The organism is Fictibacillus norfolkensis (assembly GCF_014836645.1).
Taxonomy (GTDB): domain Bacteria; phylum Bacillota; class Bacilli; order Bacillales; family Fictibacillaceae; genus Fictibacillus; species Fictibacillus norfolkensis.
Genome location: NZ_JACSQM010000001.1, coordinates 668,411 through 686,745, shown reverse-complemented (window position 1 = coordinate 686,745; position 18,335 = coordinate 668,411). Strand labels below are relative to the sequence as shown.

20 protein-coding genes are annotated in these 18,335 nt (G+C 38.2%); 14 read left to right on the top strand and 6 right to left on the bottom strand.

Annotated features, from left to right (window positions below):
- Positions 1 to 13: 13 nt before the first annotated feature.
- Positions 14 to 571 carry a 6-phospho-3-hexuloisomerase gene (hxlB, locus tag H9648_RS03375; protein ID WP_191752452.1) on the bottom strand — a complete coding sequence of 186 codons (558 nt, stop codon included), beginning with the start codon at positions 569 to 571 and terminating at the stop codon, positions 14 to 16.
- Between the two features lie 7 nt (positions 572 to 578).
- Positions 579 to 1,211: a 3-hexulose-6-phosphate synthase gene (gene hxlA, locus H9648_RS03370; RefSeq protein ID WP_191752450.1), complete on the bottom strand. Its 633-nt coding sequence runs from the start codon at positions 1,209 to 1,211 to the stop codon at positions 579 to 581.
- 191 nt (positions 1,212 to 1,402) lie between these two features.
- On the opposite strand from hxlA, the gene H9648_RS03365 reads away from it, so the two are divergent.
- The 6 genes from H9648_RS03365 to H9648_RS03340 all read left to right on the top strand — a co-directional run bounded on the left by H9648_RS03365 (position 1,403) and on the right by H9648_RS03340 (position 4,707).
- Positions 1,403 to 1,777 (top strand): winged helix-turn-helix transcriptional regulator, encoded by a 375-nt coding sequence (locus tag H9648_RS03365; RefSeq protein WP_191752448.1) that lies wholly within the window; start codon positions 1,403 to 1,405, stop codon positions 1,775 to 1,777.
- Between the two features lie 190 nt (positions 1,778 to 1,967).
- The gene (locus tag H9648_RS03360) at positions 1,968 to 2,333 is read left to right on the top strand and encodes a DUF2089 domain-containing protein (protein WP_191752446.1); all 366 of its coding nucleotides are present in this window, start codon (positions 1,968 to 1,970) and stop codon (positions 2,331 to 2,333) included.
- A 12-nt stretch (positions 2,334 to 2,345) separates the two neighbouring features.
- Entirely contained in the window at positions 2,346 to 2,747 is a 402-nt protein-coding gene (locus H9648_RS03355; RefSeq protein ID WP_191752444.1) for an SHOCT-like domain-containing protein, read from the top strand.
- Between the two features lie 11 nt (positions 2,748 to 2,758).
- Positions 2,759 to 3,040, top strand: coding sequence for a hypothetical protein (locus H9648_RS03350; protein ID WP_191752442.1), 282 nt, complete (start codon positions 2,759 to 2,761; stop codon positions 3,038 to 3,040).
- 272 nt (positions 3,041 to 3,312) lie between these two features.
- Positions 3,313 to 4,020 (top strand): DNA alkylation repair protein, encoded by a 708-nt coding sequence (locus H9648_RS03345; protein WP_191752440.1) that lies wholly within the window; start codon positions 3,313 to 3,315, stop codon positions 4,018 to 4,020.
- Positions 4,021 to 4,164: 144 nt separating this feature from the next.
- Positions 4,165 to 4,707, top strand: a complete 543-nt coding sequence (locus H9648_RS03340; protein ID WP_225218731.1) for a class I SAM-dependent methyltransferase — start codon at positions 4,165 to 4,167, stop codon at positions 4,705 to 4,707.
- 48 nt (positions 4,708 to 4,755) lie between these two features.
- On the opposite strand, the gene H9648_RS03335 is transcribed toward H9648_RS03340, so the two are convergent.
- From H9648_RS03335 to H9648_RS03320, 4 genes are all read right to left on the bottom strand, one after another.
- Positions 4,756 to 5,430 (bottom strand): ABC transporter ATP-binding protein, encoded by a 675-nt coding sequence (locus tag H9648_RS03335; RefSeq protein WP_191752438.1) that lies wholly within the window; start codon positions 5,428 to 5,430, stop codon positions 4,756 to 4,758.
- A 3-nt stretch (positions 5,431 to 5,433) separates the two neighbouring features.
- Positions 5,434 to 6,468, bottom strand: a complete 1,035-nt coding sequence (locus H9648_RS03330; protein ID WP_191752436.1) for an ABC transporter permease — start codon at positions 6,466 to 6,468, stop codon at positions 5,434 to 5,436.
- A gap of 164 nt (positions 6,469 to 6,632) precedes the next feature.
- Positions 6,633 to 8,012, bottom strand: a complete 1,380-nt coding sequence (locus H9648_RS03325; protein WP_191752434.1) for a sensor histidine kinase — start codon at positions 8,010 to 8,012, stop codon at positions 6,633 to 6,635.
- Entirely contained in the window at positions 8,009 to 8,686 is a 678-nt protein-coding gene (locus H9648_RS03320) for a response regulator transcription factor (protein ID WP_191752432.1), read from the bottom strand. Before H9648_RS03320 ends, H9648_RS03325 begins: the two co-directional genes overlap by 4 nt.
- Before the next feature lie 182 nt (positions 8,687 to 8,868).
- On the opposite strand from H9648_RS03320, the gene H9648_RS03315 reads away from it, so the two are divergent.
- From H9648_RS03315 to sftI, 8 genes are all read left to right on the top strand, one after another.
- A complete protein-coding gene (locus H9648_RS03315; protein ID WP_191752430.1) occupies positions 8,869 to 9,693 on the top strand; it encodes a cupin domain-containing protein in 825 nt (274 codons plus the stop codon).
- A 394-nt stretch (positions 9,694 to 10,087) separates the two neighbouring features.
- Positions 10,088 to 10,279 carry an alpha/beta-type small acid-soluble spore protein gene (locus H9648_RS03310; protein ID WP_066397779.1) on the top strand — a complete coding sequence of 64 codons (192 nt, stop codon included), beginning with the start codon at positions 10,088 to 10,090 and terminating at the stop codon, positions 10,277 to 10,279.
- A gap of 107 nt (positions 10,280 to 10,386) precedes the next feature.
- Positions 10,387 to 10,527: a hypothetical protein gene (locus H9648_RS03305; RefSeq protein WP_191752428.1), complete on the top strand. Its 141-nt coding sequence runs from the start codon at positions 10,387 to 10,389 to the stop codon at positions 10,525 to 10,527.
- A gap of 353 nt (positions 10,528 to 10,880) precedes the next feature.
- A complete protein-coding gene (locus H9648_RS03300) occupies positions 10,881 to 11,516 on the top strand; it encodes an FMN-dependent NADH-azoreductase (RefSeq protein WP_191752426.1) in 636 nt (211 codons plus the stop codon).
- 604 nt (positions 11,517 to 12,120) lie between these two features.
- On the top strand, positions 12,121 to 12,795 hold the full coding sequence (locus tag H9648_RS03295) for a DUF4867 family protein (RefSeq protein WP_225218694.1): 675 nt from the start codon (positions 12,121 to 12,123) through the stop codon (positions 12,793 to 12,795).
- Positions 12,796 to 12,828: 33 nt separating this feature from the next.
- The gene (locus H9648_RS03290) at positions 12,829 to 14,607 is read left to right on the top strand and encodes a solute:sodium symporter family transporter (RefSeq protein ID WP_191752424.1); all 1,779 of its coding nucleotides are present in this window, start codon (positions 12,829 to 12,831) and stop codon (positions 14,605 to 14,607) included.
- Positions 14,608 to 14,620: 13 nt separating this feature from the next.
- Positions 14,621 to 16,654 (top strand): alpha-glucosidase, encoded by a 2,034-nt coding sequence (locus tag H9648_RS03285; protein WP_191752423.1) that lies wholly within the window; start codon positions 14,621 to 14,623, stop codon positions 16,652 to 16,654.
- Between the two features lie 338 nt (positions 16,655 to 16,992).
- Positions 16,993 to 18,333 carry a sulfoquinovose isomerase gene (sftI, locus tag H9648_RS03280; RefSeq protein ID WP_191752421.1) on the top strand — a complete coding sequence of 447 codons (1,341 nt, stop codon included), beginning with the start codon at positions 16,993 to 16,995 and terminating at the stop codon, positions 18,331 to 18,333.
- The last annotated feature ends 2 nt before the right edge of the window (positions 18,334 to 18,335 follow it).

The window sequence follows — 18,335 nt, the reverse complement described above, 5'->3', positions numbered from 1 at the left end:
TGCATATTTGCTTCTATTCGAGATTTGCATGTTTGCCATACATTTTATTAGAATCTAATCCTTTTTTCTCCATAAAACGTAAGATAATGGCGTCATAAATTAACAACATCGTTTGCTCAAATAGAGATCCCATCGGTTGAACAGTCTTGAAATCACCTTCAGATTGGTCTTTCGTTACTCCAGGTAGTCTAACCGTAATATCTGCTAATTTTCCAATGGTTGATTCAGGAGAGATGGTGATCGCTGCTACTGTTCCTCCCAAGCTTTTAGCTTTTTCAGCAATGGCAACTAGCGTTTTGGTCTCTCCTGAGCCTGAGCCAATGATTAATAGATCGTCCTCTTCTAAGTTAGCTGTTACTGTTTCACCAACTACGTAAGCATCAATCCCTATGTGCATCATCCGCATCACAAAAGATTTACCCATAAATCCAGACCTGCCAGCACCAGCCACAAAGATTTTTTTTGATTCTAAGATTTTGTCTACTAATTTCTCTGTTTCTTCATCAGAGATTAAGGGTACCGTTATGCTTAATTCTTCAACGACTGCAGCTAAATATTGAGTAGTCTTCATCGTGAAGTTAACCTTGTTTAATTAATTCCTGCATTTTACGTGCAATAGTTCGTTTGTCATCTTTGCTTGTGATACCGCCACCTACAATAATAAGGTCAGGGTTTTCTTTAATTACTTCTGGAAGTGTTTCTAATTTGATTCCACCGGCAATTGCTGTTTTTGCATTTTTGACAACGCTCTTAATAGTGTGTAGATCTTCGAACGAATTTTTTCCTACAGCCTGCAGATCATAGCCTGTGTGTACACAGATATAATCGGCACCAAGTTCATCTAATTCTTGTGCACGTGTTGCAATATCTTTTACAGCAATCATATCGACAAGGATTTGTTTACCTTGTTTTTTAGCTTCTTCTACTGCGCCTTTAATTGACTCGTCTTCTGCCGTTCCAAGAATCGTAATGATGTCAGCACCTGCAGCAGATGCTTGGCTTACTTCATATCCAGCTGCATCCATAATTTTCAAGTCAGCTAAAACGGTTAAGTTAGGAAATGCAGCTTTTACTTCTTTTACTGCTTTAAGACCTTCATTGATCACCACTGGTGTACCAATTTCTACAACATCAATATACTCTTCTACCTCTTTTACTAATTCGATTGCTCCCGGGATATCCACAAGATCTAATGCTAATTGTAATTTCATTTATATTTTCTCTCCTTATAGATAATTTTATTTTGTTGCACTGCGTGGCTGGGTGTAAATGTTAATATTCATTTACTTACTAGCATGCTGTTTAGTATACTCAGTATGTAAATAAATTTAAAGTACGCACTTTTTCCGCATATAGTTACAAAAAGTATACTATTGGATGAAATAAAGGAGAATGAATGTAGATGCCTAATTTAGGAGATAAGGACTTTAACTGTGAAAAAGAATTAACTCTTGCAGTAATAGGTGGTAAATGGAAAATGTTGATTCTGTGGCACCTAGGTAAGGAAGGAACGAAAAGATTTGGTGAATTAAAGACCCTTATGCCAGGTATTACTCAGAGGATGCTTGTAAACCAATTACGAGAACTGGAAGATCATTTAATCGTACATCGAGAAGTTTATCCTGTAGTTCCACCAAAAGTGGAATACTCCCTTACAGAGCATGGAGAAAGACTATTACCGATTTTAGAGGCGATGTATGAATGGGGCAAAGACTACATTGTAAATGTATTGGAAAAGGAAACGGATGATCAATCATCGGTGAGCAAAAAGGGTTAATATTTGAATACAAACAGAAAGAAGAGACTTTCCATTAAGGAAGGTCTCTTTTCTTATTAAAAAAGAGAAATTAATAATTTTATAATAAATATTAATATTTTTAATAATAATTTTAATTTTATTAAATTTATATGTTAACTTTATTGATTTTATAGTATATAATCAAATTAATTAAAGAAAGGAGAATGAGATGGCTCACCCATTACTTACAAATTGTCCGGTTTGTTCACAAACATTAAAGATTACTAAACTTCACTGCTCACATTGTCACACGACAATTGAGAACGAGTTCGAATTATCAAAATTTTCATCACTAACGAAAGAACAGCTTCATTTTGTTGAAGTCTTTCTCGTATGCAGAGGCAATATTAAAGAGGTCGAAAAAGAGCTGGGGATCTCGTATCCAACGGTTCGAGGCAAACTGAACGACATTGCATCTTCATTAGGGTACGAATCTAAAAAGAAAAATGAGGTAGACGAGAAAAAGATTGTTACCATGCTTGAACGTGGAGAGATTTCTCCAGATGAAGCAATTAAAATGCTAAAGGAAGAATAGGGAGAGTAGAAAATGAAAAGTGAGATCGAGAAAGTCTTGACGATGGTTCAAGAAGGTAAAATCGATACGGATAAAGGTTCAGAATTAATTCAAGTCTTACAAGAAAAAGAACTGGGTACAACACTTAAACCATTAGACCATTCATCTCGGGTATCTTCTAACTATAGCGACAAAACCTTGAGAATACGCGTTGTATCTGAAAGTGACAACGTGAATGTGAACCTTCCGATCAAGTTAGTAAAGGTTGTACTAGCAGTAGGTCACAACATTGCTTTAAAGATTCCCCAATCTGAACAATATGTAAAAGATATTGATATTAATCTGATACTTGAAGCCATTGAAAACGAACTGGATGGACAGATTGTTGATGTGAAATCAGCAAACGGGGATACCGTTTCAATTACGATTGAGTAGAGGCTGCTAACATGTTACATGTAAATGTGAAAACAAACGAGACAAAGTTCTCAATTCCTGTTCCTTATGTCCTATTAAATATCGGAATATCTATTCTTACTTCTAAGTTGTTAATTCGACATGCAAACAAATGGTCAAAACCTCATCTAGATAAGAAAAACATTAATTTTTCTTTCCCTTCCATAGATAGATCAGAACTGAAACATATTATTAAAGAGTTAAAAAAGTACAAAGGATTAGAGCTCGTTAATGTGAGGTCACAAGATGGAACTGAAGTGATTGTGAGATTATAAAAATAAGTAATAACACATTAAAAGGTTTCTGATTCCGTAAAAAGCATTCATAACAAAAACAAGATAAAGAAATAGTTAAACAAATGAGTGCTTTTCTGTAGTGGAAAAAGCGCTCTTTTTTGTGCATAAGTTGATTGTCGATGAAAGAGGAATATGAATAAGCAGTCGAGAAGAAGAGAATGGGATAGTTAACGATAAAGTTTTAGCTCAGTGAAAACTAGCGGTGTCCTTTTCCAACACAATACGTAAAAACTAAGAGGGATGTGCAATAGATGAATGCAGAAGATGTGATGAAGGAACTTGAAGCTCTTGGCAAGGAACGAACGAAGAAAATCTATATCTCAAATGGCGCAAAAGAACCGGTGTTTGGCGTAGCTACTGGTGCCATGAAGCCTATCGCTAAAAAAATTAAAAGAAATCAGCCATTAGCTGAGGAGCTCTACGCGACAGGAAATTACGATGCGATGTACTTTGCAGGAATTATAGCAGATCCAGCCATCATGACCGAAAATGATTTTGAGCGTTGGATCGATGGAGCTTATTTTTATATGTTATCCGATTTTGTGGTAGCGGTCACTCTAGCTGAAACTGACATTGCACAAGAGGTTGCTGATAAATGGATTGCAAGCGGGGAAGAGCTTAGAATGTCAGCAGGTTGGAGTTGTTACTGCTGGCTATTAGGAAATCGACCAGACAGCGAATTCTCCACAACGAAGTTAGAAAAAATGCTTGAGGTTGTAAGAGATACCATTCATGATGCTCCCGAACGAACAAAGTCCTCTATGAATAATTTTGTTTATACAGTAGGGGTATCCTACGTACCATTACATGAAAAAGCGGTTGAGATAGCTAAAGCGATAGGGCCAGTTGAAATGAATCAGGACAAGAAAAAAACGAAGTATCTACTTGCTTCTGAAAATATTCAAAAAGCGATAGATCGCGGGCAGGTTGGTTTTAAGCGGAAATATGTAAGGTGTTAATTATTCAGATTATAATTATACTCCCGTTAACTGGGCTTGTTTTGAGTGCGTTTATGAAAAACAATGATGTTTGCACGGGAATTAACTTTATAATTGAAATTCCGAATGATAGGGCGTGTTTCTAGATTGAATAATCAAGCTGATATGAAAGTCGTAATCGGTGCAGGTGAGTATAATAATAATCCCAATTGGCTGCAAACGCAGGAGTCAGAACTAAATTTATTAAAACGGAGTGATTGGGAGAGGAAATTTTCTGGTGAATCGTTACAAGCAATCTTAGCTGAACACGTATGGGAGCATTTGACTTTGGAAGAGGGAGTAGAGGCGGCAAAAATTTGCTTTGATTTTTTAAAGCCAGGTGGTCACATTCGTTGTGCAATACCAGATGGCTTTTTTCCTGATAAAGATTATCAAATGGGTGTACAAATCGGAGGTCCTGGGCCAAAAGATCATCCTGCTGCAAGTCATAAGATTGTACATAACTATAAAACAATTACATCTATGTTTAGAAAAGCGGGTTTTTCTGTTACTCTTTTAGAATATTTTGATGAGAAAGGGGATTTTCATACTCAGAATTGGGATGAAAGTGAAGGATTTATTTATCGCTCTATGCGCTTTGATCATAGAAATCAAAACGGGAAACTTGGTTTTGTATCTTTAATAGTGGATGCAAAAAAGCCTTTTTAACCTTATAATACCGTTCAAGCTTAATAGCATTGAACGGTATATTTTATTCTACACAACCCGACCGTCGCTCATTCTAACAACATGATCAACATAAGAAAGCATCTCCTCGTCATGGGTGACCATAAGAGTCGTAATGTTTAAGGTTTTCGTTAGATCTTGGATGAGTGACATAATCTCTTTCGATTTCTTTGTATCCAGACTTGCAGTCGGTTCATCTGCAAAGAGAACTTTCGGTTTATGGATAACCGCTCGAGCGATAGCGACGCGTTGTTTCTCTCCACCAGATAAAGAAGAGGGATAAGCATGTTTTCGATTGGATAAACCAACACGATCTAGTATATAGTCAATTTCTTGTTCGCGTTTCTCATTATTAATTTTCACTTCAGATACATCTAACATGAGGCTTAATTGCTCCCAAACGGTTAAAAAGGGGACAAGGTGCGCAAATTGAAACACAAAACCAAATTGCTTCGCTCGTATATCTCGAACTTGCTCTGATGTCATTGAAGTGATGTTGATGTCATTAAATAAAACTTTTCCGTCTGATGCGGGCTGCAGTCCTGCAGCAATGGTTAGCAGGGTACTCTTACCAGACCCAGATGGACCGACTAACGCTGTAATCTCACCTTCTTTAAGCGTAAGGTTTATTCCTTTTAATATCTCTTCTTTCATGTCACCATTGGTAAACGTTTTTCTTAATTCATCAATCGAAAAGATATCCATATATTAAACCTCTCCTTGTTGTATGGCTTGTAAAGGTTCAACTTTTTTAATTTGTAAACCAGATAGCGTAGCTCCAATAAATCCAATCACCAAGAAGACGATCGACAATTGCAGGGTGGTTTCATTCGTTAAATGATAAGGCATATCCTCAGGTGCGACTTTGTTGAATAGTTGGCTAGAACCAACAGAAAGAGTAAGGGATAGGATCGTGATAAACAACATCTGTGTCCACATCATTTTAAACAGATCACTTGTTTTTACTCCGATTGCTTTTAATATGCCATAGAGCCCAATCTTTTGAACGTTCATCATATAGAAAAAGATACCGAACAGCATACCGCTAATCACGATCAGAAACCACACGATCATATTTAAGGACATTTGTTCTGCACTGTAGCTTGGAATGGTGTTAAGGAAATCTTTATTTGAAAAAGATTGTAGACCTTTGATATTTTGAGTTGAATCTTCCCCAGGAGTAAAGAGGAGCTGCATTTCTTCAACGCGGTAAATTTCGTTGTAACTCTCTTTATTTATATAAGCAACAGGAGCATGACTAAACTTTTTTTGGTCTACAAACTTTTTTACAACGAACGAGCTCTTGTATTGTTTATGTGTTAAGGTATCTCCGACTTTCATACCTTCTTTCTCTAATGAACGGTCCAGAATGATTTCTCCGGGAGCTACTTGCTCGAACCATTTTGAATTGGTAGAAGTAACAAAAGCAACGCTTCGTTGTTTATCACTCTCATCGTTTAAAAAGCCCATCTGTATAGAGAAGGCAACAGCATCCTTTTGATCGTGTAGAATTTGTTCTCGAATACTACCATCAATCCTCGAAAGATTATAATTTTCTTCAGCATCTTCATTCATATAAAAATGCCCGCTCGGCAAATTTTTTATCAAGGCAGCATTATCTTGTGATAACCCATTGGCCAAACCAGAAATAATGAATGTTAACAAACTAACGAGAAAGATGATCGAACCTAATATGGAGAACCTAACTTTATTTTTTTTTATTTCTTTCCATGCAATGCTCATAACGTCTCCTCCAATCTTTTTACATCCTTAGTTTAGAATCCTTATATGAACGGAGAATGAATAACACGTTACAAATTAAGTTGTTGATCAAAGGGGAGGGGACATAAAAAAATCAGGCATCACTAATGGGTTCCATTAATAATGCCTGATATATTTGAAATTGATTAATCTATAGGTAATTCAACCACAACCGAAGTTCCTTCATTTTCCTCGCTCTTCACATCTGTATGACCACCGTGAAGTTTCACAATTGTAGCGACGATGGATAGACCAAGTCCTGTCCCGTCAACGGTTCGCGACCGGGCAACATCTGCTCGATAAAAACGGTCAAAAATTCTTTCTACTTCTTTTTCGTTCATGCCTATCCCCGTATCTTTAAAGATGATAAAAATCGATTTTTCCCTCTTTTCAACAGCTATCTCAATACTGCCATCAGAGTTATTATATTTAATGGCATTAGTAAAAAGGTTATCCCATACAGCATTCAATAGAGAAGGATCGCCGAAGAACTCGATATCAGGTAGGGAATAACTAAGCATGATCCCTTTTTCATTTGTTAACCATTGATAATTTCGAATCAGTTCTTTAATCTGCTGTGAAAGATTGAACGTTTTTTTCTGTAGGATATCTTCGTTCCGATCTAGTGAGGCAAGAAGCAGTAATTGTTTCGTTAAGTTCGAGAGTCTACTGATCTCACCATTTATAACAGATATGTATTGCATTCGATTGTTCGAACTCAGCTCTTCTTTTTCTAATAAGTTGGTGTACCCTTTTATATTGGATAGTGGAGACTGTATATCATGAGAAATATTTGAAATGAATTCTTTACGCATCTCATCTGATTGTTCTAGCTTTCGAGCCATCTGTTTGAAACTCTCAGAAAGGACACCTAATTCATCGCTGCGATTCGTATCGAGCTCAACAGAATAACTTCCTTGTGAGAGTGATTTTGTGGCGATGGTTAATTTTGATATTGGTTTCACTAAATATTTTGCACTTATGACTACCATCAAAATACTGAGGACAATCATCAAGCCAAAAAGCCAGCCGAATAGAACATGCATCTCATTAAAAAGAAGTTTAATATCAGGTCGAATAAACAACGCATAATTTTCCCCGCTATGCGTTAGAGGAACGCCGATCGAATTACTTAGTTCGTTTGCAAAAAAACCAGTTACGAATGTTTGCTTTGGAAAATGAAGAATCCCATGATAGATTTCACCATTTATTACACTGTCTTTTGTTGAGGAAGGAAGTGTAGTGTTACGAAATTTTGCCCCGAAGTAGGTTTCCTTTCCTGTTCTTTCTACAAGGTAGATTTGATAACCAATCGTAGAAAGGTTCTTCAAGTATTCGTTCAGGTTGATGGTAGGATGTTCTTCGACAAAGGAAGCCATCTCAAGCGCAATCTTTGTATTTTTTTGATCATTAGCTGGTTTTAGTTTTTGCTGATAGTATGTATTGGAGGCGATAAAGGCCAATACGCCGCTAAAAAGCATAATTCCTATTGTTATAACAACAAATTTGGTATACAGCGACCTCATTTTTTTGCCTCCAACAAATATCCGACTCCACGGACGGTTTTAATTTTGAAATCATCGGTTAATTTTGAAAAACGTTCTCTTAATCTTTTGATATGAACATCTACCGTTCTTTCATCTCCTTCATAATCCAGACCCCAAATGTGCTCTATTAATTGAACACGTGAAAATACCTGCATTGGGTTAGATACGAAGAAATACAAAAGTTCGAATTCCTTCAAGGGTAAAAGGATCGTGACGTCACCGATATGTACTTCATAGCTTTTTTTGTTTATGATCGTTCTTCCTAAAGTAACAGTTGCTGAATCTGATTGCTTATCATACCGTCTTAATAAAGCTTTAATTCGAAAGAGTAATTCTTTCGGTTCAAACGGTTTAACAAGATAATCATCCGTTCCTGATAGAAAGCCTTGTTCTTTATCTTCAATTTGATTTTTAGAAGTTAATAAGATAATTGGAATGTCGTAATTTTGACGTATCTCTTTTGTTAAGTTATATCCATCCATATAAGGCATCATCACATCTACAACAGCTAACTCGCAGCTCGTATGACGTAGGATCCTTAAAGCTTCTAAACCATCTTGCGCCTTATATACCTTATAACCGATTTCTGATAAAAAAGTATCTATAAGCTTTAAGATATTAAGATCATCATCGACAATTAAAATATTCGTCATTTTAGATACTCCTAACCAAATGTTGAGTCTTTTCTTTTACTAGTATGGGTTAATCTCTTTATAAGTTGTAGACAAGTTTTTTCTCCATACAAAGTTTGAATGCATTCTTTTGCAGTTGAATAAAAGTAACGTACTTTCTAATGACTAAGGCATATGATGAAATTATAAAGTCATTGAAGGGAATGATTGATCTGGAACAACATGGACTTGAAGCACTTTATACAGGAATTATCCGAGAACATTTACTTGTGGATTTTTACAATCGGTTGGCAAATGAAGCTCCTAATCAGATTCATAAAAATAATATCCTTTATGCTTTGGAATGTAAAAGGTCCAATCTGAATGATTTAGTTAGTATGTTCACGGCTATTACAGGAAAACAGCCTGAATACCAAAATAATGTCTTGTCTTTTAGTAGTTACGAAGAAGGATTGAGAATAGCTCATCAAGCAGAACTAATGGATTGCGAGCGATATCAGCATGACTATTATCGCTGTAGACAGCCACATGTTCAACAAATTTTGCTGCAGACATACAATCAGAAGTGCGAGGATGCAACACGAATAGGATGGTTAAAAAAGCGGGTTCCGATTAAATTAAAGGACTATGGTGGACAGCCGTTTGTCGTAAATATAGATGAAGCGGCTAAACAAAATAAGACGTACCGCACCGCTTTTTGGACAGGAGAAAAGTTGCAAGTAACTTTGATGAGTATAGGTGTGGGAGAGGACATTGGTTTAGAAGTACATCCGACAACCGATCAATTTTTACGGATCGAAGAAGGTCAAGGGCTTGTACAAATGGGTGACAGTCCAGATCAGTTAGATTATACGGCAAATGTGTATGATGACTTTGCGATCATGATACCAGCTGGAAAATGGCACAACTTAACGAATACCGGCAATAAACCGATTAAACTCTATGCGATTTATGCACCACCAGAGCATCCGTTTGGCACCGTTCATGAAACAAAAGCGATAGCGATGGCTGCAGAAGCTAGTGAGTAAGTGGAATGGATTCTTCTCGTTCCATATGAAAAAAAGCTAACCATATGGCTAGCTTTTTTTGTGGCTTTAATTGATTGGGTTAGCCAATTCTCTTCTTGTTTTTCTTGCTTTTTGCACGTTTTTTAGAAGATAGAACCCCGTTTAAGATACTAATGAAACTCACAATGAATTCCCCCCATATAGAACTTCGGAAAAGAGAATATTCGGTGTATCCTCTCTTCTCCATATCTTATGCAAACTTGTCTAAAATGTTTGGACAAACTGTATCCATACGTAAGCAAATAACAAAATACACATGCACCTAATGAAACATTGAAAAAAATTTTCTAAGGTTATGAATAAGATTGTAAGTTAGTGGGATTCTAAGATTAGAAAAGAAAGGGAGGTGAATTAAATGGCTAAAAACAACAGCAACCAATTATCAGTACCTGGAGCTCAAGGAGCTCTTGATCAAATGAAGTATGAGATCGCTTCTGAGTTCGGTGTAAACCTTGGACCAGACACTACTTCACGTGCAAACGGATCTGTAGGTGGAGAAATCACTAAGCGTCTTGTAGCACAAGCTTTAGGCGGACAACGCTACTAATTTTAAAATCTTTTGCTATGGCTATCTGTTTTATGCAGATAGCTTTTTTTTATGAATTAAAAGTTAAACAACCGTTTAAACTATCTCTGTTGGAGGTGAATGTTTAGATGAATGAAGATAAACCGATCCACTATGATGGAAGTCTTTTAAACACTGAAGTTTTCAAAGCTGATTTGTCTCAAGAGGCGTTTCTTTTAACGGATGACATGAGAGCGAAAATTGCTGGGAATCCTTATAATCATTCCTGATTGCAGTTGATTGAAAGTAGTTGATTTCCGCTCCAGGTTGCAGGCTTTCCATGGGGCGACCGGTGAGCCCCTTGCCGCTTTGCGCCATTAAGGGTCTCACCTGTCTAGTTGCAGTGGCTAGCCCCTCGAGGTCAAAAGTTTAACGGTCAAGAAGGCAAAGTGTGCCTTCATCGCCCATTCAACTTTTGCTTGTCGGGACTGAACGAGCCACTTCCACTTTTAAGACTGACCGCTCGTCCCATAGGAGTCGGCAACCTTCCGCTCCAATCAACTTGCTAAGAAGTGAAAGGAAAGTTCCAAAAGCAACAATCATTAAGAAGAAATCAACAAACTGAAAGGCAGTGTAGGATTACATGACAAAAGTATTATATATTACAGCACATCCTCATGATGATCAAGTCTCTTACAGCGTGGCTGTAGGTAAAGCATTTATTGATGAATACAAAAAAGTTAATCCGGATCATGAATTGATTCACGTGGATTTGTATAAAGAGGACATTCCTCACATCGACCTTGATGTCTTTAGTGGATGGGGGAAACTGCAATCTGGTAAAGGGTTTAAGGAGCTGTCTTCTGAAGAAAAAGCGAAAGTAGGAAGACTTTCTGAGCTTTGCGAGCAGTTTGTATCTGCTGATAAATATATATTTGTAACGCCGATGTGGAATTTCTCATTTCCACCTGTTATGAAAGCGTACATCGATTCAGTGGCTGTAGCAGGAAAAGCGTTTAAATATACTGAACAAGGACCGGTTGGCCTTTTAACGAACAAGAAAGCTCTACATATTCAAGCTAGCGGTGGAATTTATTCAGAAGGACCTGCAGCAGCAATGGAGATGGGTCACCGTTATTTAAGTGTGATCATGCAATTTTTTGGCGTTCCATCTTTCCAAGGATTGTTTGTTGAAGGACATGCGGCCATGCCAGATAAAGCGAATGAAATTAAAGAAAATGCTATTGCTCGTGCGAAAGATTCCGCACATACGTTTTAATAGTTGGCTGTTTTTGTATTCATTGTTGCTATTGAAAGTAGTTGATTTCCATTCCAGGTTGCTCGCTTTCCGCGGGGCAAACGGTGAGCCACATTCGTACGTTACCGTATAAGTGTCTCACCTGACTAGTTGCAGTGGCTAGCCCCTCGAGGTCAAAAGATAAATAGACCATGAAGGCAAAGAGCGCCTTCCTCGTCCATTCACCTTTTGCTTGTCGGGACTGGACGAGCCACTTCCACTTTTAGGACTGCCTACCTGTCCTAGCCGAGAGTCTCGCACCTTTCACTCCAATCAACAGGCACAGAAGTAAATAAAAAGATTTAAAAGCAACAATCTTTTAGAAATCAGCCTAATAATTAGAAACCTCCAGAAAGAAACTTGCAGATGATATCTGCAAGTTTTTTTTAATGGTAAACCCTTATGTATCAAGTGAAAATCATATTTGTAAACAATTGTATGTAAAAAACTCCTTGCAATTTTGAATACGTTTTCATAGAATAAAAAGCAACATCCATATTGACGGAATTTTTTTAAAATAAAAGGTAGTGATGTTTAAAAAAAGATACCTATGTTATTTCGTTTTTGAAAAAGAGGAGGTAATAAGTTGTCACACGTAAACATGAAAGAAAACAGCATGATTATTGAGCATGTTACAGATGATTCATTTAAGCGTTATGGAAAAGTGATTACAGGCTATGATTTTACACGTTTGATCAACACGATGAAGCAATCTACGAAAATTCCAGAGCATGAAAATGTTTATGTGGCTTCAGAACCGATTCTGGAAGACAATCCGGTAAAAAAACAAATTGAGACTTACTTCTATGGTGAGATGCCTGCCCAGATTGGGTATTGTAATGGTCGTAATTCAACGTTAAATGGCCTTGAATATCACAAAGGAAGTGAGATCAATATAGCTGTGACTGATCTAGTTCTCCTTCTTGGAAAAATACAGGATATCGAAAATAATACATTTTATTCGAATAATGTAAGGGCTTTCTTTATTCCTGAAGGAACGGCAATTGAATTATATGAAACGACACTTCACTTTGCACCTTGTAAAGTTCATGAATCAGGATTCAAATGCATAGTTGTTTTACCAAAAGGAACGAATGAACCGTTAGAAGTTGCGCCAGCAGAGCGTGAAAAAAGTAATGATGAAGATCACTTGCTTTTTATGAAGAATAAATGGCTGATCGCACATCCGGATCGAAAACAGCTGATTGAAAAGGGAGCTTATCCTGGAATTATCGGTGACAACATAGAAGTCTTGTTTTAACTATTATTATTTAAAAGGACAGGGGTGTTCGATATGTTTTCAGGCATTGGATTTACACTTTTATCATGTACATTTTTTATGGGACTGGTCGCATGGATCTCTTACTTAAAAACAAAAGGAGAGACAGAAGATTCTACGGGCTATTTCTTGGCAGGGCGCGGGTTGAATGGGACATTTATCGCCGGATCACTTCTTCTTACCAATCTTTCTGCTGAGCACTTGATAGGTTTGAATGGACAAGGGTATCGAACGAACATGTCCAACATGGCTTGGGAAGTAACGGCTGGCTTTGCGATTGTTATCATGGCTCTTTATCTATTACCGAAATATTTAGGAGGAGCTTTTACTACATTGCCAGAGTTCCTGAGCACGCGATTTGATGAAGGAGTTCGCCGTTATACGGTTATGCTATTTATGCTTGGCTATATTTTAGTTACGATTCCATCAACTCTTTACTCAGGGGCACTGACTATACTTAAACTCTTTGATGTGCCAGGTCTTTTAGGCATTTCCTACACGCAATCGGTTTGGCTCTTAATCTGGGTGATCGGAATCATTGGTGCAGTATACGCAATCTTTGGCGGGTTAAAAGCCGTTGCTGTATCGGATACGATTAATGGAATCGGACTTTTGATCATCGGACTTTTGGTACCAGCTCTTGGCTTCTTCGCACTTGGAGACGGGAACATGTTTGAGGGCATGAAGACCATAGCAACAAACAGTCCGGAAAAGCTAAATGCGATCGGATCGAGTACGGACTCGGTTCCGTTTGGGACAATCTTTACGGGTATGATTTTTGCCAACTTGTTCTATTGGGGAACGAACCAGTACGTTATCCAACGTACGCTTGGAGCACAAAACTTAAAAGAAGGTCAAAAAGGGGTGCTTTATTCCGGTTTCTATAAGCTTGCCATTCCACTATTTATGATGATTCCTGGAATTATCGCTTTCCATCTATATGGAGGAGGATTGAATCCAGTTGACCTTGCTTATCCAACATTAGTTGCAGATGTATTGCCAAAATATTTATCAGGTTTCTTCCTTGCTGTTCTGTTAGGAGCGGTATTCAGTACTTTTAACTCGTTGCTTAACTCAGCAGCAACCATGTTTGCTCTTGATATCTATAAACCGCAATTCAATCCGAAAGCTACTGACGAACAGTTGATTCGGATGAGTAAATGGTTTGGTACAGTAATCGCACTTGTTTCATTCTTTATCTCACCATTGTTGATGAACGCACCTGATGGTCTTTGGGATCTGATCAGACGTTTTACAGGGTTCTTTAATATTCCGATCATCACGATTGTTCTTGTCGGTATCTTCTCGAAACGAATTCCAGCACTTGCTGCCAAAGTAGTGGTCATTTTCCATGTTATTACTTACTACTTGCTCGTTTGGGGCTTGGATCAGATGTTTGGCATTCAAACCACCATTAACTTTATCCATATTTACGCGATTCTGTTCTTTGTAGAGGTTGGAATTATGATCGCTATAGGAAAATGGAAGCCTTTGCAAAAACCATATGTGTATAAAGCTAATGCGCAAGTCGACATGGTACCTTGGAAATACGCACTTCCCGTAACGTTTATCTTGTTAAGTTTGCTTGCGAGTATGTATATCGTATTCTCTCCTATTGGTCTAGCCTATCAGGATTCAATCGTGTCGGGGTATTTCTGGCCAGCGATTGCAGGATTGGCAATTGTTACTGGAATTCTTATCTATCTTTCGCTAAAAGTTTGGAATCGTAAGTATGCAGATTTTTTAAGTGAACAGCACAAAAAAGAAGTAAAAGAAGCAAGAAAGCTAGCATAATAAGGAGGTTCTTATGGCTCTTAAAACTAATGAAACAACATTCGTGTTGAAGGAAATAAATAATGGATTTCAAATTGTTGCTGATGGCAGACTTCTCTTTCATCACTCAGTTCAGCAGCCCATGCTATATGTAGGATACGGTGAAGAAACAATCAACATGTATCGAGGAAATTTTGACATTCACGATTATGTAGTAGAAAGAATCGGGCTTCGCTATGTTGATGTTGTTCAAACAGAGAATGGTTTTCAACTTTCTTTTTCAAAATTTGACGGTGGACCAACGGATCTCGAAATTCTTCTAGCCGAAGAGGACGGAAAAGTAAAACTTCACTTTACAAAACGTTCATCAGAAATAAACCGGTTATGGTTACGTGTACAAGCAGACGGCAAAGAGAAAGTCTACGGTTGCGGTGAACAGCTGTCACATTTTAACCTGAGAGGCAAAAATTTTCCGCTTTGGACTTCTGAACCTGGTGTGGGAAGAAATAAAAACACGTACACAACATGGCAGGCGGATGTGAAAGACAAAGCTGGCGGCGATTATTACAACACAAACTATCCGCAGCCAACCTTTATTTCTACTAAAAAATATTATTGCCATGTTGAAACTACTGCTTATGCTGACTTTGACTTTCGGAACGACGAATATCACGAACTTCAAATATGGGATATACCAAAATATGTGCTCTTTGAAACAGCGGAAAGCTATGTGGAGCTTGTTGAAAAGTTAACGGATGTGTTCGGACGTCAGCCAGAATTACCAGATTGGACGTATAACGGTATCTGGCTTGGTTTACAAGGCGGAACCGACACTGTTCAAAAAAAGCTGGACTTAGCTCTCGAAAAAGGAATAAAAGTCGGAGGCGTTTGGTGTCAGGACTGGCAAGGTAAACGCATCACTTCATTCGGAAAGAGATTGATGTGGAACTGGCGTTGGAACAGTGATGAATACCCGAATCTTGATGAAAAAATAAAAGAATGGAAAGCCAAAGGAATTCGCTTCCTAGGTTATATTAATCCTTATGTGGCTGTGGAAGGTGATCTGTATGAAACAGCTGCAGATCATGGATATTTAGCTTTGAATGAAAAAGGAGATATCTATTTAGTTGATTTTGGCGAATTTTATTGTGGTGTAGTTGATTTTACAAACGAAGAAGCGTGTAGTTGGTATAAATCCGTTATTAAAGAAAATATGATTGATCTTGGACTTGATGGTTGGATGGCTGATTTTGGTGAGTATTTACCAACAGATGTACATCTTCACAATGGAGTCTCAGCAAAGATCATGCACAATGCTTGGCCGGCACTATGGGCAAAGATCAACTATGACGCTGTAAGTGAAGCGGGTAAGTTAGGTGAAGTCACTTACTTCATGAGAGCTGGTTATACGGGTATCCAAAAATATTGCACTCTCTTATGGGGCGGGGATCAAAGCGTGAATTGGTCGTTAGATGATGGACTTGCTTCCGTCATACCTGCTGCTCTCTCATCTGGTATGACGGGCTGTGGTCTTCATCATAGTGATATTGGCGGCTATACAAGTCTTCATGGAAACAAGCGAAGCAAAGAGCTCCTTCTTCGCTGGACAGATATGGCGACTTTTACACCTGTCATGCGAACACATGAAGGAAATCGTCCTGATGATTGTTTTCAATTTGATGGTGATGAAGAGACGCTGCAGCATATTGCTCGTATGACAGGTATCTATGTAAGATTAGCGCCTTATACGAAAGACATCGTAAAGGAGAATGCTCAAAAAGGAATTCCTGTACAGCGTCCTTTGTTCATGCACTATGAAGAAGATAACAACGCTTATGACATCCAATATCAATATTTATACGGCAGAGACCTTCTAGTGGCCCCGGTGTATGAAGAAGCGGCAACTCATTGGACCGTCTACTTACCTGAGGATGAATGGGTGCACGTATGGACAGGAAAAGAATATAGTGGCGGTTATACAGAAGTTGAAGCACCAATCGGAGAGCCGCCTGTATTTTACAGAAAGAATTCTTCATACAAGGAATTGTTTGAATCATTAACGAAATAAAATAACAGAGGGGACAGGAGTTGGTTTGTCCCCCCTTATTCTTTTAAGCTTTCGAGAAATTTTATAAAAATAAAGGTAGTAATATATTTTGAAAGGTAGTAACCTTTTGTTATACTTATTTCAAAATCATTCTTTCCTTATTAAAAGATGGTTACCTTTGTTTACTCTTTTAAAGACATCATCGACAAGTTGATTGGAGTGTAAGTGCGAGACTCCTGGGGGCTCACCGCACGCCCCCCGGAAAGCGAGCAACTGAAACGGAGATCAACCACTTCCAAGAGCAACAAGATATGCGAAACAGCCTTAAAGATAAAATAATATGAAGGATGTGGACAATTATGCAAACGCCATCAATCGTATATATCCCAATTGGCAGAAAAACATTTGATCTAGAAGCTGGTGAGCAATACCGTAAGCAAAGCTCTGAATGGCTTAGAAGTAAATACCACACTGTTTATGAACCAGAAGAAATTCTTACATCTGTAGAAGATCTAGAGCAATTCCTAGAAACGCTAACAAATAAAAATATTGATTCTATCATCTACCAAAGTGTTACGTTTGCAGATGGTGAGTTTATCGCAAAAGTACTTCAATATCGAAACGAACCTGTTGTTGTATGGTCTGTAAGAGAACCAAGTGTAGGCGGTAGGCTGCGACTTAATTCATTAACTGGAGGAAACAGCACGAGTAATGTCCTCATGCATCATCGTCACCCTTTTACATTCGTACTAGGTAATCCCGACGAAGAACAGCTTCAAAAGCAGCTTTCTCGTCAGATCAGAGTGAATATTTTGGTTAACAAGCTGAAGCAGCTAAAAATTGGAGTGATTGGAGAACATCCGCCTGGCTTCTTCTTCTCAGATACAGACGAAGAACTTCTTCATCAAAAACTAGGTGTCACTGTTCAAAAAATGGATCTTCTAAAAGCATTTCAAGAATGTGTAGAGCTGCCCGAGGAAGAATGGGCAGGTGCCATCGATCGTGCTGAACAGCAAGTCATTGGATTGAATCGATCTGATGAAACGGTAAAGAAGTTTGCACAGTTTTCCACGTATGTGAAAAAGTATATCGAACAAGAAGATATTGCAGCACTCGCTGTAAGATGCTGGCCTGAATTTTTTAATGAACTAGGAGCAGCTGCGTGTTCGACACTATCTCAGTTTACCGAGGATGGTGTGGTATCTTCCTGTGAGTCAGATATTCACGGCGCGGTTTCGATGTTCATCCTACAAGAACTAAGTGGAGGAAACGCTCCGTATCTCGGGGATCTAGTTCATGTGAACGAGCCAAACAATTCAGTTGTTTTCTGGCATTGTGGAGCAGGTGCTTATTCCCTTGCAAGTCCGTCAACAGGCGCACAATCAGGCGTACATCCTAACCGTAAAATGGGCTTTACGATGGACTTTGGCTTAAAAGCTGGAGAAGTAACGATCTTCAGACTAGGGTATACGCCAGATGGATATCGCCTTCTCGTGATGAAGGGGGAAGCGCTAGATGTTCCTCAGCCGTTTTCAGGAACTTCTGTTGAAGTAAGATTAAACGGAAATGTCTCTGAAACGGTAAGTACTCTAATGGAAAGTGGCTATGAACCTCACTTTGCTGTCGTGTATGCAGATGTTGCTGATGATCTATTGCAGCTAGGTAAGCAGCTTAATATTCCGACTGAGGTGTATGTATAGGA

Excerpts from the sequence above, each read along its gene's own strand:
- hxlB (WP_191752452.1), bottom strand. The coding sequence starts at position 571 with ATGAAGACTACTCAATATTTAGCTGCAGTCGTTGAAGAATTAAGCATA.
- hxlA (WP_191752450.1), bottom strand. The coding sequence starts at position 1,211 with ATGAAATTACAATTAGCATTAGATCTTGTGGATATCCCGGGAGCAATC.
- H9648_RS03365 (WP_191752448.1), top strand. The coding sequence starts at position 1,403 with ATGCCTAATTTAGGAGATAAGGACTTTAACTGTGAAAAAGAATTAACT.
- H9648_RS03360 (WP_191752446.1), top strand. The coding sequence starts at position 1,968 with ATGGCTCACCCATTACTTACAAATTGTCCGGTTTGTTCACAAACATTA.
- H9648_RS03355 (WP_191752444.1), top strand. The coding sequence starts at position 2,346 with ATGAAAAGTGAGATCGAGAAAGTCTTGACGATGGTTCAAGAAGGTAAA.
- H9648_RS03350 (WP_191752442.1), top strand. The coding sequence starts at position 2,759 with ATGTTACATGTAAATGTGAAAACAAACGAGACAAAGTTCTCAATTCCT.
- H9648_RS03345 (WP_191752440.1), top strand. The coding sequence starts at position 3,313 with ATGAATGCAGAAGATGTGATGAAGGAACTTGAAGCTCTTGGCAAGGAA.
- H9648_RS03340 (WP_225218731.1), top strand. The coding sequence starts at position 4,165 with ATGAAAGTCGTAATCGGTGCAGGTGAGTATAATAATAATCCCAATTGG.
- H9648_RS03335 (WP_191752438.1), bottom strand. The coding sequence starts at position 5,430 with ATGGATATCTTTTCGATTGATGAATTAAGAAAAACGTTTACCAATGGT.
- H9648_RS03330 (WP_191752436.1), bottom strand. The coding sequence starts at position 6,468 with ATGAGCATTGCATGGAAAGAAATAAAAAAAAATAAAGTTAGGTTCTCC.
- H9648_RS03325 (WP_191752434.1), bottom strand. The coding sequence starts at position 8,012 with ATGAGGTCGCTGTATACCAAATTTGTTGTTATAACAATAGGAATTATG.
- H9648_RS03320 (WP_191752432.1), bottom strand. The coding sequence starts at position 8,686 with ATGACGAATATTTTAATTGTCGATGATGATCTTAATATCTTAAAGCTT.
- H9648_RS03315 (WP_191752430.1), top strand. The coding sequence starts at position 8,869 with ATGATTGATCTGGAACAACATGGACTTGAAGCACTTTATACAGGAATT.
- H9648_RS03310 (WP_066397779.1), top strand. The coding sequence starts at position 10,088 with ATGGCTAAAAACAACAGCAACCAATTATCAGTACCTGGAGCTCAAGGA.
- H9648_RS03305 (WP_191752428.1), top strand. The coding sequence starts at position 10,387 with ATGAATGAAGATAAACCGATCCACTATGATGGAAGTCTTTTAAACACT.
- H9648_RS03300 (WP_191752426.1), top strand. The coding sequence starts at position 10,881 with ATGACAAAAGTATTATATATTACAGCACATCCTCATGATGATCAAGTC.
- H9648_RS03290 (WP_191752424.1), top strand. The coding sequence starts at position 12,829 with ATGTTTTCAGGCATTGGATTTACACTTTTATCATGTACATTTTTTATG.
- H9648_RS03285 (WP_191752423.1), top strand. The coding sequence starts at position 14,621 with ATGGCTCTTAAAACTAATGAAACAACATTCGTGTTGAAGGAAATAAAT.
- sftI (WP_191752421.1), top strand. The coding sequence starts at position 16,993 with ATGCAAACGCCATCAATCGTATATATCCCAATTGGCAGAAAAACATTT.